Source organism: Phytohabitans maris (assembly GCF_031085175.1).
Taxonomy (GTDB): domain Bacteria; phylum Actinomycetota; class Actinomycetes; order Mycobacteriales; family Micromonosporaceae; genus Phytohabitans; species Phytohabitans maris.
This window is the reverse complement of the sequence record NZ_JAVHUY010000019.1, coordinates 1-14,279: the sequence shown is the minus strand read 5'-3', so window position 1 is coordinate 14,279 and position 14,279 is coordinate 1. Positions and strand designations below refer to the sequence as shown.

General features: G+C 70.0%; 14 protein-coding genes. 8 read left to right on the top strand and 6 right to left on the bottom strand.

Annotated elements, in window-relative coordinates:
* Nucleotide 1 precedes the first annotated feature (1 nt).
* Genes RB614_RS20920 through pknB form a run of 6 tightly spaced genes read left to right on the top strand, consistent with a single transcriptional unit; the run spans nucleotide 2 to nucleotide 8,120 of the window.
* Nucleotides 2–484 (top strand): FHA domain-containing protein FhaB/FipA, encoded by a 483-nt coding sequence (locus RB614_RS20920; RefSeq protein ID WP_308714259.1) that lies wholly within the window; start codon nucleotides 2–4, stop codon nucleotides 482–484.
* On the top strand, nucleotides 481–1,941 hold the full coding sequence (locus RB614_RS20915; protein ID WP_308714258.1) for a PP2C family protein-serine/threonine phosphatase: 1,461 nt from the start codon (nucleotides 481–483) through the stop codon (nucleotides 1,939–1,941). Before RB614_RS20920 ends, RB614_RS20915 begins: the two co-directional genes overlap by 4 nt.
* A gap of 35 nt (nucleotides 1,942–1,976) precedes the next feature.
* On the top strand, nucleotides 1,977–3,473 hold the full coding sequence (locus RB614_RS20910; RefSeq protein WP_428983074.1) for an FtsW/RodA/SpoVE family cell cycle protein: 1,497 nt from the start codon (nucleotides 1,977–1,979) through the stop codon (nucleotides 3,471–3,473).
* On the top strand, nucleotides 3,470–4,975 hold the full coding sequence (locus RB614_RS20905; RefSeq protein ID WP_308714257.1) for a peptidoglycan D,D-transpeptidase FtsI family protein: 1,506 nt from the start codon (nucleotides 3,470–3,472) through the stop codon (nucleotides 4,973–4,975). The genes RB614_RS20910 and RB614_RS20905 overlap by 4 nt, the downstream gene beginning before the upstream one ends.
* Nucleotides 4,975–6,360 carry a serine/threonine-protein kinase gene (locus RB614_RS20900; protein ID WP_308714256.1) on the top strand — a complete coding sequence of 462 codons (1,386 nt, stop codon included), beginning with the start codon at nucleotides 4,975–4,977 and terminating at the stop codon, nucleotides 6,358–6,360. Before RB614_RS20905 ends, RB614_RS20900 begins: the two co-directional genes overlap by 1 nt.
* Nucleotides 6,357–8,120 (top strand): Stk1 family PASTA domain-containing Ser/Thr kinase, encoded by a 1,764-nt coding sequence (pknB, locus tag RB614_RS20895; protein ID WP_308714255.1) that lies wholly within the window; start codon nucleotides 6,357–6,359, stop codon nucleotides 8,118–8,120. The genes RB614_RS20900 and pknB overlap by 4 nt, the downstream gene beginning before the upstream one ends.
* Nucleotides 8,121–8,128: 8 nt before the next feature.
* On the opposite strand, the gene RB614_RS20890 is transcribed toward pknB, so the two are convergent.
* From RB614_RS20890 to RB614_RS20865, 6 genes are all read right to left on the bottom strand, one after another.
* Entirely contained in the window at nucleotides 8,129–8,563 is a 435-nt protein-coding gene (locus RB614_RS20890) for a type II toxin-antitoxin system HicB family antitoxin (RefSeq protein WP_308714254.1), read from the bottom strand.
* Nucleotides 8,560–8,772: a type II toxin-antitoxin system HicA family toxin gene (locus RB614_RS20885; RefSeq protein WP_308714253.1), complete on the bottom strand. Its 213-nt coding sequence runs from the start codon at nucleotides 8,770–8,772 to the stop codon at nucleotides 8,560–8,562. The genes RB614_RS20890 and RB614_RS20885 overlap by 4 nt, the downstream gene beginning before the upstream one ends.
* 85 nt (nucleotides 8,773–8,857) lie before the next feature.
* On the bottom strand, nucleotides 8,858–9,505 hold the full coding sequence (locus RB614_RS20880) for an aminodeoxychorismate/anthranilate synthase component II (protein ID WP_308714252.1): 648 nt from the start codon (nucleotides 9,503–9,505) through the stop codon (nucleotides 8,858–8,860).
* A gap of 4 nt (nucleotides 9,506–9,509) precedes the next feature.
* A complete protein-coding gene (locus tag RB614_RS20875) occupies nucleotides 9,510–9,788 on the bottom strand; it encodes a hypothetical protein (protein ID WP_308714251.1) in 279 nt (92 codons plus the stop codon).
* Nucleotides 9,789–9,799: 11 nt separating this feature from the next.
* Nucleotides 9,800–10,888, bottom strand: coding sequence for a class E sortase (locus RB614_RS20870; protein ID WP_428983073.1), 1,089 nt, complete (start codon nucleotides 10,886–10,888; stop codon nucleotides 9,800–9,802).
* Nucleotides 10,889–10,895: 7 nt separating this feature from the next.
* Nucleotides 10,896–11,702: a DUF881 domain-containing protein gene (locus RB614_RS20865; RefSeq protein WP_308714250.1), complete on the bottom strand. Its 807-nt coding sequence runs from the start codon at nucleotides 11,700–11,702 to the stop codon at nucleotides 10,896–10,898.
* A gap of 130 nt (nucleotides 11,703–11,832) precedes the next feature.
* On the opposite strand from RB614_RS20865, the gene RB614_RS20860 reads away from it, so the two are divergent.
* The gene (locus RB614_RS20860; RefSeq protein ID WP_308714249.1) at nucleotides 11,833–12,096 is read left to right on the top strand and encodes a cell division protein CrgA; all 264 of its coding nucleotides are present in this window, start codon (nucleotides 11,833–11,835) and stop codon (nucleotides 12,094–12,096) included.
* Nucleotides 12,097–12,230: 134 nt separating this feature from the next.
* The coding region (locus tag RB614_RS20855; RefSeq protein ID WP_308714248.1) for a (Fe-S)-binding protein at nucleotides 12,231–14,279 on the top strand (2,049 nt) is incomplete at its 3' end.

Genomic DNA, 14,279 nt, shown 5'->3' with positions numbered 1-14,279 from the left:
GTTGCCTGAGTTCGTCCTCACCGTTGCCCGGTTCGGCTTCCTCATCCTGCTGTGGATCTTCGTGTTCACGGTTGTCGGTGTGATCCGCCGGGACCTGTTCGCCGGGGCCAGGAGCAGTCGCCTCGTCGCCGCGCCGCGGGGGGTTGGCGCGTCGGCGGGGCCCTCCCGTCCGGCAAAGGTGAAACGGGGCCGCGCGGCACACCAGCTGGTGGTCACCGCCGGCCAGTTGGCCGGCACCCGGATCACCCTCGGTGAGGCTCAGATCACCATCGGTCGGGCGGAAGACTCCACACTGGTGATCACTGATGACTACGCGTCCGCACGACACGCCCGGCTCGTCCCCCGTGCCGGCCAGTGGTTCATAGAAGATCTCGGCTCGACCAACGGCACCTATCTGGATCGCGCTAAGGTCACTGGACCAACCCCCGTACCCCTCGGCGTGCCGATCCGCATCGGCCGCACTTCTCTCGAGTTACGGCCATGACTCTCACCTTGCGTTATGCGGCACACAGTGACCGCGGCCTGATCCGGGACGGAAACCAAGACTCCGTCTACGCTGGTCCGCGCCTGCTCGCCGTCGCCGATGGCATGGGCGGCATGGCCGCCGGTGACGTCGCCAGCAACATCGTCATCGCCGCGATGGCTCCCCTCGACGAGGACGTCCCGGGCGATGCCCTGGTCGATGCCCTCCGCGGCGCGGTCGACACGGCCAACCAGCAGCTTCGCGACACCGTCGACGCCAATCCCCATCTGGAGGGCATGGGCACCACGCTCACCGCGGTGCTCTTCTCCGGTAGCAAGATCGGGATGGTCCACATCGGTGACTCGCGGGCCTACCTGCTCCGCGACGGCGAGTTCAACCAGATCACCAAGGACGACACGTACGTCCAGATGCTGGTGGACGAGGGGCGGATCAGCGCCGAGGAGGCGAGCAGCCATCCACAGCGCTCGCTGCTCACCCGGGCGCTCGACGGCCGCGACATCGACCCGGAGTACTCGGTCCGCCAGGTGCTGCCCGGCGACCGCTACCTGATCTGCAGCGACGGCCTCTCCGGGGTGGTGAGCGCGGAGACCATCGCGGAGACGATGGCCGAGTTCTCCGACCCGCAGCAGTGCGTCGAGCGGCTCATCCAGCTCGCGCTGCGCGGCGGCGGCCCGGACAACATCACCGTGGTCGTCGCCGACGCCACCGACCAGGACATCCTCGAGGCCGCCCCGATCGTCGGCGGTGCCGCCGCCCGCGACCGGGGCATGGCCACGTCGGCCGACGACTCGACGCCCGCCGCCCGTGCCTCGGCCCTCCAGGCGGCGGCGCCCCGCGCGGCCGCGCCCGAGCCGGGCAACGGCGCCGGCGGTGGCCACCACGAGGAGCCTGACCGCCCGCGCCGGCACCCGGCCCGCACCGCGCTGCTCCTCGCCGGCCTGCTCGTCATCCTGGGCGGCGGCCTCTGGGTGGGCTGGAGCTACACCCAGCGGCAGTACTACGTGGGCGCGACCGACGAGGGCCAGCTCGCCGTCTTCCGCGGCGTGCCGGGCCAGATCGCCGGGCTCAACCTGTCCAGCGTCCACGAGACCAGCGGCATGCGGCTGGACGACCTCACCACGGTCGCCCAAGATCGGGTCAAGCAGGGGATCCAGGCCGACGACGAGCCCGACGCGCAGCGCCGGCTCGCCGAGCTGACCTCGGACAGCCCGACCAACCCCAACCTCAAGCCGACCTGCCCACCGACCCCGACACCGTCGGCCAACGCGAGCCCGGCGGCGACCGGCGCGCCGGCGGCGCCTACCGCCACAGCCACTGCTGCCCCCACCGACGCCCCGGGCACTCCGTCACCCACCACCGCTTCGCCCGCCGGCTCGGGACCGGCCACCACGCCGGACGCCCCGCCCGCCGACACGGATCCGCCGGTCGACCCGACCGGGTGCCGTTCGGCGGACTGACCGTCGCTCGATACAGGAACAGCAGGGATTGAGTCGTGACCGCCCCAGCCGTGCCGGCACCCACGCCCGCTACCACGGGTGAGATGCCGCGTGTCCGCGAGTCGAGCGGTCGGCGTAACGCGGAGCTGGCGCTGCTGGTCTTCGTCATGCTGCTCGTCCTGGCGTACGCGGCGACGGTCGAGGCGACCGCGCTCGACACGATTACACCCGATTTCTGGATACCGGTCGCGCTGGTGGCCGGGGTGTTCCTCGCCCTGCACGTGGTGATCCGCTTCCTCGCGCCGTACGCGGATCCGGCGATCGTGCCGGCCGTCGCACTGCTCAACGGGTTGGGCGTGGCGTTCCTGCGCCGCATCGACCTCGCCTCCGCCGATGCGGAGGAGCGCGCCGACCTGCCGATCTTCTCGGGTGTCGGCGGGCGGCAGCTGGCCTGGACGCTGATCGCGGTCGTGCTCGCCGCCGGGCTGCTGATCATCGTGCGCGACCACCGGGCGGTCTCCCGGTACGCGTACACGCTGGGCCTGGTCGGCATCGTGCTGGTGATGATCCCGGCGGTGCTGCCTTCGCAGTTCTCCGAGATCAACGGCGCCAAGCTGTGGATCAGGATCGGCGGCTTCCAGATCCAGCCCGGTGAGTTCGCCAAGCTCGCCTTGGTCTCCTTCTTCGCCTACTACCTGGTCCGCAAGCGCGAGGTGCTCTCGCTGGCCAGCCGGCGCTTCCTCGGCATCGACTTTCCGCGCGGCCGCGACCTCGGCCCGGTCGTCGCGGTCTGGCTGCTCAGCCTTCTGGTCCTCGTCTTCGAAAAGGACCTCGGCACCGCGCTGCTCTACTTCGGCATGTTCGTCGTGATCCTGTACGTGGCGACCGAGCGGGTCAGCTGGCTGATCATCGGTCTGCTGCTCTTCTTCGGCGGCGCCTTCCTGGCGTACACGCTGGGCGCGAGCGTCGGCGGCCCGTTCGCCAACTTCTACCAGCGGGCCGAGATCTGGCTGGACCCGTTCGCCAAGCCGTACGACGACGGCTTCCAGATGGTCCAGTCGCTGCTCGGCCTCGGCACCGGCGGACTCTTCGGCGCCGGCCCCGGCGGTGGCCAGCCCAACAAGATCCCGCTCGTGGTGAGCGACTTCGTCTTCGCCGGCCTGGGCGAGGAGATCGGCCTCTTCGGCCTCTCCGCCCTGCTGGTGGTCTACCTCCTGATCGTCGAGCGCGGCCTCCGCGCCGGCCTGGCGGTGCGCGACTCGTTCGGCAAGCTGGTGGCCGGCGGCCTCGCGTTCACGCTCGGCTTGCAGGTCTTCGTGATCGTCGGTGGCGTCACCGGCCTGATCCCCCTCACCGGCCAGACCACGCCGTTCCTCTCCGCCGGCGGCTCCTCGCTGATGGCCAACTGGTTGATCATCGCGATGCTGTTGCGGATCTCGGACGCCGCCGGGCGCCCGGTCACCGGCGCCGCGGGCGGGCGCGTGGGTGGCCCCGGTGGCGGCGGTCCTCCCGCCCAGCTGCACGGTGCCCCGACGGAGGTGATCAGGTCGTGAATGCCCCGCTGCGCCGCGCCGGCGTGGTCGTGATGGTCCTCTTCGGCCTGCTCTTCGCCAACCTCAACTGGGTACAGGCGTACAAGGCCGACGACTACCGCACGAGCCAGTACAACGCGCGTGTCCAGGTCGACGAGTACAACCGGCCGCGCGGCGTGATCGAGGTGGCCGGCAAGGCGCTCGCCGAAAACAAGGTCACGGACGGCGAGCTCAGGTACCTGCGCACCTACCCGTTCAAGAGCCAGTTCGCGCACGTGATCGGGTACAAGCCGGTCAACCTCGGCGCCACCGGCATCGAGCAGGCCGAGGACGACTTCCTCTCCGGTACCAGTGACCGGCTCTTCGCCGACCGGTTCCGCGACATGTTCACCGGGGAGGACACGGCCGGTGGCAACGTCGTGCTGACCCTCTCGCTGCGCGCCCAGGACGCGGCGATCAAGGGCTTGGCCAACAACGACGTGGGCTCGACCCGCGGCGCCGCGGTCGCGATCGACCCCAAGACCGGCGCGATACAGGCGCTCGTCTCGATGCCGAGCTTCGACCCCAACCCGCTGGCCAGCCATGACACGCCGGCGGCGCAGGCGGCATACGACAAGCTGCTCGCCGACAAGGAGGGTCCGCTCAAAAACCGGGCACTCGGCGAGGTGCTGCCGCCCGGCTCGACGTTCAAGGTGATCGACACCGCCGCGGCCCTGGAGGCCGGCCTGACCCCGCAGACCTCGATCAAAGCGGGTCCGACCTACACGGCGCCGACGTCGGGCGCCCCGATCCGCAACTCCTCCGCCGGCACGTGCCCCGAGGCGCAGGTGACGCTCAACGAGGCACTCACCGAGTCGTGCAACACCGGCTTCGCCCGCCTGGCCGTCGAGCAGATCGGCGCCGACAAGCTGAAGGAAAAGGCGAAGGCGTTCGGCTTTGAAGACACCGATCTCAAGGTGGGCAACCTCGACGGCGGCGGGATCCCGGTCGCGGCCAGCCGCACCGGCGACATCCAAAACCCGGACGGCAGCGAGGACAAGGCCGCCCTCGCGCAGTCCGGCATCGGGCAAAACAACGTGCGGATGACCCCGCTCCAGGGCGCCATGATCGCGGCGACCGTCGCGAACGGCGGCGAGCGGATGCGGCCGTACCTGGTGCAGCAGCTCCTCGGCCCGGATCGGCGAACGATCGGCACGGCGTCCCCGAAGAAGATCAACAACCCGATCAGTGGCCAGGTCGCCGGTGACCTGCAGGACATGATGGTCAGCGTGGTCGAGCGGGGCACCGGGCGCCGGGCCCAGATCGACGGCTTCACCGTGGGCGGCAAGACCGGAACGGCACAGGATGGGGATGACGAGCGCGACCACGGCTGGTTCATTGGCTTCGTGTTGAAGGATGGCGAGCCGATCTCGGCGGTCTGCGTGCTGCTGGAGCGGGCGGGCGTGTCCGGCGGCAGCTCCGCCGCGGCGGAGATCGGTGGCCAGATCATGCAGGCCGTGCTCCGCGACCGGGGGGCCGACTGATGCTCAGCCCCGGCGTCCTGCTGGGCGGTCGGTACCGCCTTGACGAGCGCATCGCCAGCGGTGGCATGGGTGACGTGTGGCGCGGCACCGACGAGGTGCTCGGCCGCACCGTCGCGGTGAAGATCCTGCTCCCGGCCCTGCTGGAGGAGCCCGGCTTCGCCGAGCGCTTCCGCGGCGAGGCGCGCACGATGGCGACCATCAACCATCCGGGCGTCGTGGACGTGTATGACTACGGCAGCGACCAGCAGATCGCTTTCCTGGTCATGGAGTACGTCGAGGGAGATGCCCTGTCGCGCACGCTGAGCCGGGTGGGCCGGCTCACGCCGGCCCGCACGATGGCGTTGGTCGCCCAAGCGGCCGACGCGCTGCAGGCCGCCCACGAGAAGGGCATCGTCCACCGCGACGTCAAGCCGGGCAACCTGCTGGTACGCCCCAACGGCACGCTGGTCCTCACCGACTTCGGCATCGCCCGCTCCGCGATGGTGGGGCAGCTCACCGCCGCCGGTTCGGTGCTGGGCACCGCGTCGTACATCTCGCCTGAGCAGGCGGCTGGTGGCACGGCCACCGCGGCCTCCGACATCTACGCGCTCGGTGTGGTGGCATACCAGTGCCTCTCCGGCCACCGCCCGTTCGAAGGCGACAATCCGCTCGAGATCGCCATGAAGCACGTGCGGGAGCAGGCCCGCCCGCTGCCCGGCGACATCCCACCCGCGATCCGCCGCATCGTCGACCAGTCGATGGCCAAGGACCCGGGCGCCCGCTTCCAGACCGCCGCGATGCTCGGCGCGGTCGCCCGGCAGGCCGCGGCCACGCTCGGCGCTCCGCCGGCGAGCCGCCCCGCGTCCCCACCGTCCCGACCTGCCTCGCCGGCGTCCACCTCGTCTCCGGGGCCCGGCACCACTCCCGTCCCTCCGCGCACCAACCCCTCGTATCCGCCGGCGCCGGCCAGCCCGGTCGCCGCTCCGCCCGCGCCGGTGTCCCAGCAGCCGTACCGCCCGGGACCCCCGCCGGCACCGAGCGGCTACCGGCCCGGCGCGGCGTCGGTGCCACCAGGCCGGCCGGTCGTCCCGACCAACGGACCGCCGACCCGGCCCGGGCAGCCGTACGGCTATCCGCCGGCCCAGCCCGAGGACAGCTCGACCAACCGGCAGATTCTCATCGTGCTGGCGGTGGTGCTGGGCGTCCTGGTACTCCTCTGCGCCGGGCTGATTTCCTACCTGCTGGGACAGCAGGGTAACCAGAGCAACTCAAGCTCGGTTCCAACCGGGTTGCAGATGTGGGTGCGCCAAGACGCTCCGTTGAAGCGCCCCGTACCGTCGGGTGGGGCAGGCTCCATGACCCGCCCGGGTGACGCACAGACGAGCGAAGGACGACAGACGAGATGACTGCGCAGGCCCGCCTGCTCGGTGGCAGGTACCAGGTCGGCGAGCTACTCGGCTATGGCGGCATGGCTGAGGTCCACCGCGGCCGCGACCTGAGGCTCGGCCGCGACGTGGCGATCAAGATGCTGCGCACGGACCTCGCTCGTGACCAGACCTTCCAGATGCGCTTCCGCCGCGAGGCGCAAAACGCCGCGTCCCTCAACCACCCGGCCATCGTCGCGGTCTACGACACCGGCGAGGAGATCGCGCCGACCGGTGAGACGCTGCCGTTCATCGTCATGGAGTTCGTCAACGGGCGCACGCTCAAGGAGGTGCTCGCCGCCGAAGGGCGGCTGATGCCCCGGCGCGCCCTGGAGATCACCGCCGACATCTGCGCCGCGCTGGAGTTCAGCCACCGGCACGGCATCATCCACCGGGACATCAAGCCCGGAAACGTCATGCTGACCCAAAACGGTCAGGTCAAGGTCATGGACTTCGGCATCGCCCGGGCCCTGGCCAGCGGCGCCACCACGATGACGCAGACCAGCGCCGTGATCGGCACCGCGCAGTACCTCTCACCCGAGCAGGCCCGGGGTGAGGCGGTCGACGCCCGCTCAGACGTGTACGCGGCGGGTTGCGTGCTCTTCGAGCTGCTCTGCGGCCACCCGCCGTTCGTCGGCGACAGCCCGGTGAGCGTGGCGTACCAGCACGTGCGGGAGGACCCGCGGGCACCGAGCGAGATCAACCCCGAGGTCAACCCGGACATCGACGCGATCGACCTCAAGGCGCTCGCGAAAAACCCGCTCAACCGCTACCAGAGCGCCCAGGAGATGCGGGCCGACCTGCTCCGGGCCGCCGCCGGGCGCCCGGTCATGGCCACGCCGGTGCTGCGCGACGCGGAGACGGTCGCGATGATGGGCCAGACCGCGGTCACCCGGCCGATCAACGCCACCATGACCCGGCCGACCGCGCGCGTGGGCGACCCGCGCCGGCGCAAGGCGTCCGCCTGGGTGCTGGCCGCGCTCAGCACGCTCGGCGTACTGGCGGTGATCGCCCTGATCGCCGGCCTGATCCTCTCCAACCAAGACAAGGGGACGCCGCAGACCACGGTGCCCAACGTGCTCGGCCTGGCGCCGGCGACCGCCCAGGCCGACCTGCGAAATGCCGGCCTCGTCGCGACCGACGGGGAGCCCTACTACGGCGACGACTGCGAAAAGGGCACGGTCGCGAAGCAGAGCAAGCCGGAGGGCGAGCGGGTCGACCGCAACACCGAGGTCGTCATCAACGTCTGCCAGGGCCCGCAGGAGATCCTGGTGCCGACGGACCTGGTCGGCAGCACCAGGGCCGCGGCCGAGTCGGCGCTGAAGAACGCCGGTCTGACGCCGAGGTTTGTGGAGGTCGACAACGAGGCGCCGGAAGAGCAGGTCGTCGAGGTGCCGGACGCGGGCAAGAAGGTCGCCAAGGAGGCGATCGTGGAAGTCAGGGTCTCCCGCGGCAACATCGTGCCGGTCCCGAATGTGGTCGGCGACGAGGCCAGCAGTGCCCAGGACGAGCTGAGAGAGGCCGGCTTCGACGTGGAACTGCGCGAGGGCTCGCCGGCGCCGTCGGACGACAAGATCGGCACGGTGCAACGGCAAAACGTCACCGGCAAGGCGAAGAAGGGCTCGACGGTCGTGCTGACCGTCTTCACGGAGCCGCAGCAGGAGCCCACCACGGAGCCTCCGACCAGCCCGACGCCGAGCATCTCGCCGACGCCAGGCGGAGGTGGCGGGACCGAGGGCTGAGCCGTCGCTCAGTCCACCCGCTCGCGCACCGCCGGCCGCTCCACCCGCGCTGCGGCGACCGCCTTCGCCGATGCCCGCACGCCGGGCGCGATCTGCGAGATACGCTGCGGCGAGAGCTGGAGCAGCGCGCCCGCGTCGCGAACGGTGTAACCACCGTCGAGCAGTGAGTGGACAGCCGCCGCGGTGGCACGCTCGGCGGCCTCTTCCGCCTGCCGGGCCGCCCGCCGCGCCTCCAGCGCGTGGGACACGACATCCGGAAGCTCTGGCCGCACCTCGACCGCGATCGTCGCCGGATCGACGTCGAGCATCAGCGCGATCGCGTCGCGCGCCATGCCCTCGGCCTGGTCGAGGCGGCGGGCCTGGGTGTGCACGCCCTTGAGCTCCGGAACGCTGATCGCCCACCAGCCGCCCGACCGGCGGCACACGGCGGTGTAGGTCTTCACTTCCACCAGTCCTTTCCGAGGACGCTGTCCAGGTCGCGCATGATGCCGCGAGCGGTCATCTCGCTGATCTCTCGATGGCGCGGGACCACGAGGCACTGCCAGCCACATCGGTAGACCGAGTGCCGGCCGCCCTCACGCACGAGCATGAATGTCGTGCCCGCGACGACGGCGGCATGCTGGATCTTCCTGATCAGGTCTGTCCGTTTCATAGAGGGTACGTCTACACGGCTGGACAGATCAAGTAAAGGCAGGTGGATTGACCTGTGGATAACTTGGCCGCCTGTGGATAACTACCTACGAGGCGAACGCGGCGCGGCGGCGTTCCTCGACCTCCGCGGCCAGGGCGGGGGCCCGGTCGGCGGCGCTGGACAGGCCGCAGGTGGCCAGCCAGTTCGCCAGCATGATGTGCCCGCCCTCGGTGAGTACCGACTCGGGGTGAAACTGCACGCCCTCGATCGGCAGGTCACGGTGGCGCATCGCCATGACGACGCCGGAGTCGGTGCGGCCGGTCACCTCGATCTCGTCCGGCAGGGTCGACTCGACCACGGCCAGGGAGTGGTAGCGCGTCGCCGTGAACGGGTCGGGCAGCCCGGCCAGTACGCCCACGCCCTTGTGGTGCACGTCCGAGGTCTTGCCGTGCAGGAGCTCGGGAGCGCGGTTGACGGTCGCGCCGTACGCCGCGCCGAACGCCTGGTGACCGAGGCAGACGCCGAAGATGGGCAGCTTGCCGCCGTACTCCCGAATGACGTCCATGCAGATGCCGGCGCGCTCGGGCGTACCCGGACCGGGGGAGAGCAGGACCCCGGCGGCGCCGGAGCGGCCGACGGCGGCCAGGTCGATCTCGTCGTTGCGCCGCACTTCGCACTCGGCGCCGAGCTGGCCCAGGTACTGGACCAGGTTGAAGACGAACGAGTCGTAGTTGTCGATCACAAGGACGCGCATGCCATCACCTTGGGGTAGCCGGCTCTTCGGTGTCGTAGGGGATATCGTGCTCGTCTCCGGTCGTGGGCTCGTCCCCGACCCCCGGTGCACCCGACTCGACCGGCGCGCCCGGCACCCCGGAGTCGTCGGTCACCTGCACGTCGTCGAAGGGGAGCAGCGGTTCGGCCCAGGGAAAGACCACGTACCAGAGCAGTGCCCCGATGGCCGCGATGGCCACCACCGAGGTGGCCAGCTTGAGCGGCCACTGGCGAAACGGCAGGTGCCGCCAGATCCACGCGTACACGGTGTGCCCCCTTAACCCAGCTCCGCGGGCTGACCGGCGGATCGGGCCTGCTTGCGGGCCAGCTCACCATGGATGATCAGGCGCTGGTAGTTGTCCAACTTAGGGTTGCACGTGGTGAGCGTGACCATGGCCTGGGTCGGCTTGACCCCCGGCTCGCCGGGCACCGGAGCCACGACCTCGACCTGCGTGGGCTTGACGATGCGGGTGCGGACCACCTTGTAGACGAACCACTCGGTCTTGGTCTCCACCACGATCGCGTCGCCGTTGTCGAGCTCGTCCAGCCGCCAGAACGTGGCCCGGTTGCGGTGCCCGGCGACGGCGAAGTTACCGATCTTGCCGGGATCGGCGCTGCTGGGGTAATGCCCCGGCGCGTACCGGATGTCCTTTTGTGTGACGCCCTCGACCACGACCCACTGCTTTTCGAGCTTGGGGATGTACAGGCGGGCGATCGCCTTGCCGGGCAGTGGGTTGGAGGAGGCGCTCGGCGTCGGCCCGACGACCGGATCCGGCTGGTCCCACTGCTGGTCGAGCTGCTGACCGAGGGTGTCTTGGTGGGAGCCGATGATGGCCGTGGTGCCCCACACCTCGTACGCGGCGAAGAGCAGCACGACCACGCCGAGCGTGATCATGAGCTCGCCCAGGCCACGTACGCCGGCGCGGATCCGCGAGCCGACCGTCGGGCGGGTGAGCTCGGAGTAGACGCTCTTGTAGCCCTCGTCGGTCTGCTCCGGCCGCAACTTGACCACTCGCTCACCGCGGCGCGGCGGGGGCACGGGCGGCACGGCACCGCCGGCGGGCGGGTCGGGCTTGGGCGGCGCCGGTGGCACGGCGCCGAGCAGCCCGGTCGCGTCCGCCGGGATGGCCGGGATGATCGCGGTGGGCGTGTCCACCCGGTCGAGCGGCACACGGGGTGGTGGCCCCGGCAGGTCTGCTGGCGGGCGCCCGGCCACGGGACCCGCGGGCGGGCCGGGCACGACCGGCGGGCCGGCGGGGGCGGGCGGCCGGGGGCTGGGACGCGGTGCCGGGGGCAGGCCGTCATCGGTGACGCGGGGGATGACGCTTGTCTGGTCTTCACCCTCCGGCGCGCGGTGCCGGCTCACCGGGTGCTCACTTCGGCACCTCGACCTCGCTGAGGGCGCTGGAACCGTCGTATGCCGGCACGGTCACGCTCCCTTCCACGGTCTCGCGGTAACCGAGGCCGAAATGGTCCACGGCGTCGCGGAACAGGCGCACGCCGTTGGAGACCTCCAGGGCGTGGCGCAGCTCTGCCGGATCACCGATCGCGGTGATCTTGAAGGGTGGGGAATACACCTGCCCGTGCAGCAGCAGGGTGTTGCCCACGCAGCGTACCGCGCTGGTCGAGATCACCCGTACATCCATGATTGACATCGCCTCGGCGCCGCCGGCCCACAGCGCGTTGACCACGGCCTGCACGTCGCTCTGGTGCACAACGAGGTCGTCGTTGCTCGGGTTGCCCGGCCGGGTCTCGCCCAGCCGCGGCGCGTCGTCGAGCTCGACGGTCAGGCCCGGCCCGCGCAGCGCGGTGAACCCCGCGGCCTGCCGGCTCCCCTCACCCCGGCGCCGCTGGTCGGCGATCGGCGCGTCCGTCCCGGCGAGCGCCTCCGTCTCCGCCTCGACCTCGGTCAGCAGCGCGGCCCGCCGCTGGTCGCTCTCCTCGACCCGCTCCCGCCGATCCTCGATGAGCTGGGCGAGCTGGGGACGGCGGTCTTCGCGCAGCGAGGTGCCGTTGGCGGTGGTGGCGCTGGTGGTGAAGAGCAGGCCGGCCGCGACCGCGATCAGTGGGACGCCGATTGACCAGGGGGAACGCCGCCGCCCGCTGGGCCGGGAGAACAGCCCCGAGGCGGCCGTGCGAAGCGCCTCGCGCCATGAGGCGCCGCCGGAGGTGTACTCCACCCGTCTCAGCCCCCTCGTGCTTCCGCGCGCCGGCTTGACTACTCTAGCGGTAGGTGCGAGCCTCGCCCGGCTGACGGCCGGGTGCAGCGGCGCTAATCTATGTACCAAAGTGCTGACAGGAGTAAGCGTCGTGCCCAAGTCTCAGGTCCGGAAGAAGAAGGTCTACACCCCGCCCACCGACGTCCGTCCGACGGCGGCGCAGGCAGCCAAGAAGCCGAGCCCCATCTGGCTGCCGATCACCGCGGTGGGGCTCATCTTCGCCGGCATCGCGTGGCTCGTCGTCTACTACTTGTCCGAGACCGCCTACCCCGTCGAGTCTTGGGGCTACTGGAATCTCGCGGTCGGTTTCGGCTCGATGGTCGCCTCGCTGATCCTGCTGTCACGCTGGCGGTGATCCGCAGCCCCGGCTAAACCTTTAAGGTTGGGCCCTGGGCTGCGACTTTATTCACGTTACCGACCGGTAACCATGACAGTACGCTGCTCTCGTGGCGATGATGCCACAACTGCTCCACAGGGAGGGCGACGTACATGGGCACCGTCCAGATCGTGACCTCTGCCGTCGCGGCTGTGATCACCGTGGTTGCGGTGGTGTTGGCTGTGCGTGCGGTGTGGCGGATGGTGGCGGTGATCCGGTTGGGTCAGCCTGATCCGTCCCGGTTTGTTGGTAAGTCGGTGCGGTTGAGGCGGATGTTGGCGGAGACGTTCGGGCATACCCGGATGTTGAAGTGGTCGGTGGTGGGGGCGGCGCACTGGTTTGTGATGGTCGCGTTCATCGTGTTGTCGCTGCTGGTGCTCGAGGCGTATTTCGAGGTGGTCGACCCGCACGCGGGTCTGCCGATCGTGGGTGGGTGGGCGGTTTACGGGCTGGCGACCGAGGTGATCGGGGTGTTCGGCCTGGCCGGTATCGCGGTGTTGATCACGATCCGGTTGGTGAACCGGCCGACCCGGCCGGCTGGGCGGTCGCGGTTTACCGGGTCGACGATGTGGCAGGGCTACTTCGTGGAGTGGGTGATCGTCGCTGTTCTGGTCTGCGGGTTCGTGATCCGCGGGTTCAAGACCGCGACCGGGCACATGCCCTGGCCGGCCTGGGCCGCCCCGGTCTCACACGCCCTCGGCGATCTGCTGCCCGCCTCCGAGGCTGGGCTGTCGATCGTGGCGGCGGTGAAGATCGTGGTGTCGATGACCTGGCTGATCACGATCGCCACGAACCTGACCATGGGGGTGGCGTGGCACCGGTTCGCCGCGTTCGTCAACATCTTCTTCAAACGGGACCCGGCCCGCCCGGCCGGCTCCGGGCTGGGCGCTGTCAAACCGATGACCTCGGGCGGCAAACTCCTGGACTTCGAGGAAGCCGACCCGGACAAGGACCAGTTCGGGGTCGCCGCCGTCGAGCAGTTCAGCTGGAAAGGGCTGCTGGACTTCACCACCTGCACCGAGTGCGGCCGCTGCCAGTCCCAATGCCCGGCCTGGAACACCGGCAAGCCGCTATCCCCGAAACTGTTGATCCTGTCGCTACGCGACCACGCCTACGCCAAAGCCCCCTACCTGCTCGCCGACACCAACAGCGACCACTCGACGGTGGACGCCCTGGCGTTGGCCGAGGCGCAGCGGCCGCTGATCGGCGGCGCCGACGAACAAGGGGTGATCGACCCGGACGTGTTGTGGTCCTGCACCACCTGCGGCGCCTGCGTCGAACAATGCCCGGTCGACATCGAACACGTCGACCACATCGTGGACATGCGCCGCTACCAGGTCCTGATCGAATCCGCGTTCCCGTCCGAAGCCGGCGTCATGCTCCGCAACCTGGAAAACAAAGGCAACCCCTGGGGCGCCCCACCCAACACCCGCGAAGACTGGACCAAAACCCTCGACTTCGACATCAAACGCGCCGACGCGGAGACGAAGTTCGAATACCTGTACTGGGTCGGCTGCGCCGCCGCGTTCGAAGACCGAGCCAAGAAAACCGCCCGCGCGGTGGCCACCCTGCTCCACCAAGCCGGCGTCGACTTCGCCATCCTCGGCGAAGGCGAAACCTGCACCGGCGACCCCGCCCGCCGCCTCGGCAACGAGTTCGTCTTCCAAATGCTCGCCGCCCAAAACGTCGAAACCCTCACCGAAGCCAACGTCACCAAGATCGTCGCCTCCTGCCCACACTGCTTCAACACCCTCGCCAACGAATACCCCCAACTCGGCCTCACCAACGTCCACGTCGTCCACCACACCCAACTCCTGGCCGACCTGGTCACCACCGGCAAACTCACCCCCGTCCAACCCCTACCCGGCACCATCACCTACCACGACCCCTGCTACCTCGGCCGCCACAACCGCGTCTTCACCCCACCCCGCCAACTCCTCACCACCACCACCGCCACCGGCATCACCGAAATGCCCCGCAACCAAGAACGCTCCTTCTGCTGCGGCGCCGGCGGCGCCCGCATGTGGATGGAAGAACGCATCGGCAAACGCATCAACACCGAACGCGTCGACGAAGCCCTCCACACCGGCGCCACCACCATCGCCGTCAGCTGCCCCTTCTGCCACACCATGATCAACGACGGCGTCACCGGCAAAGGCGCC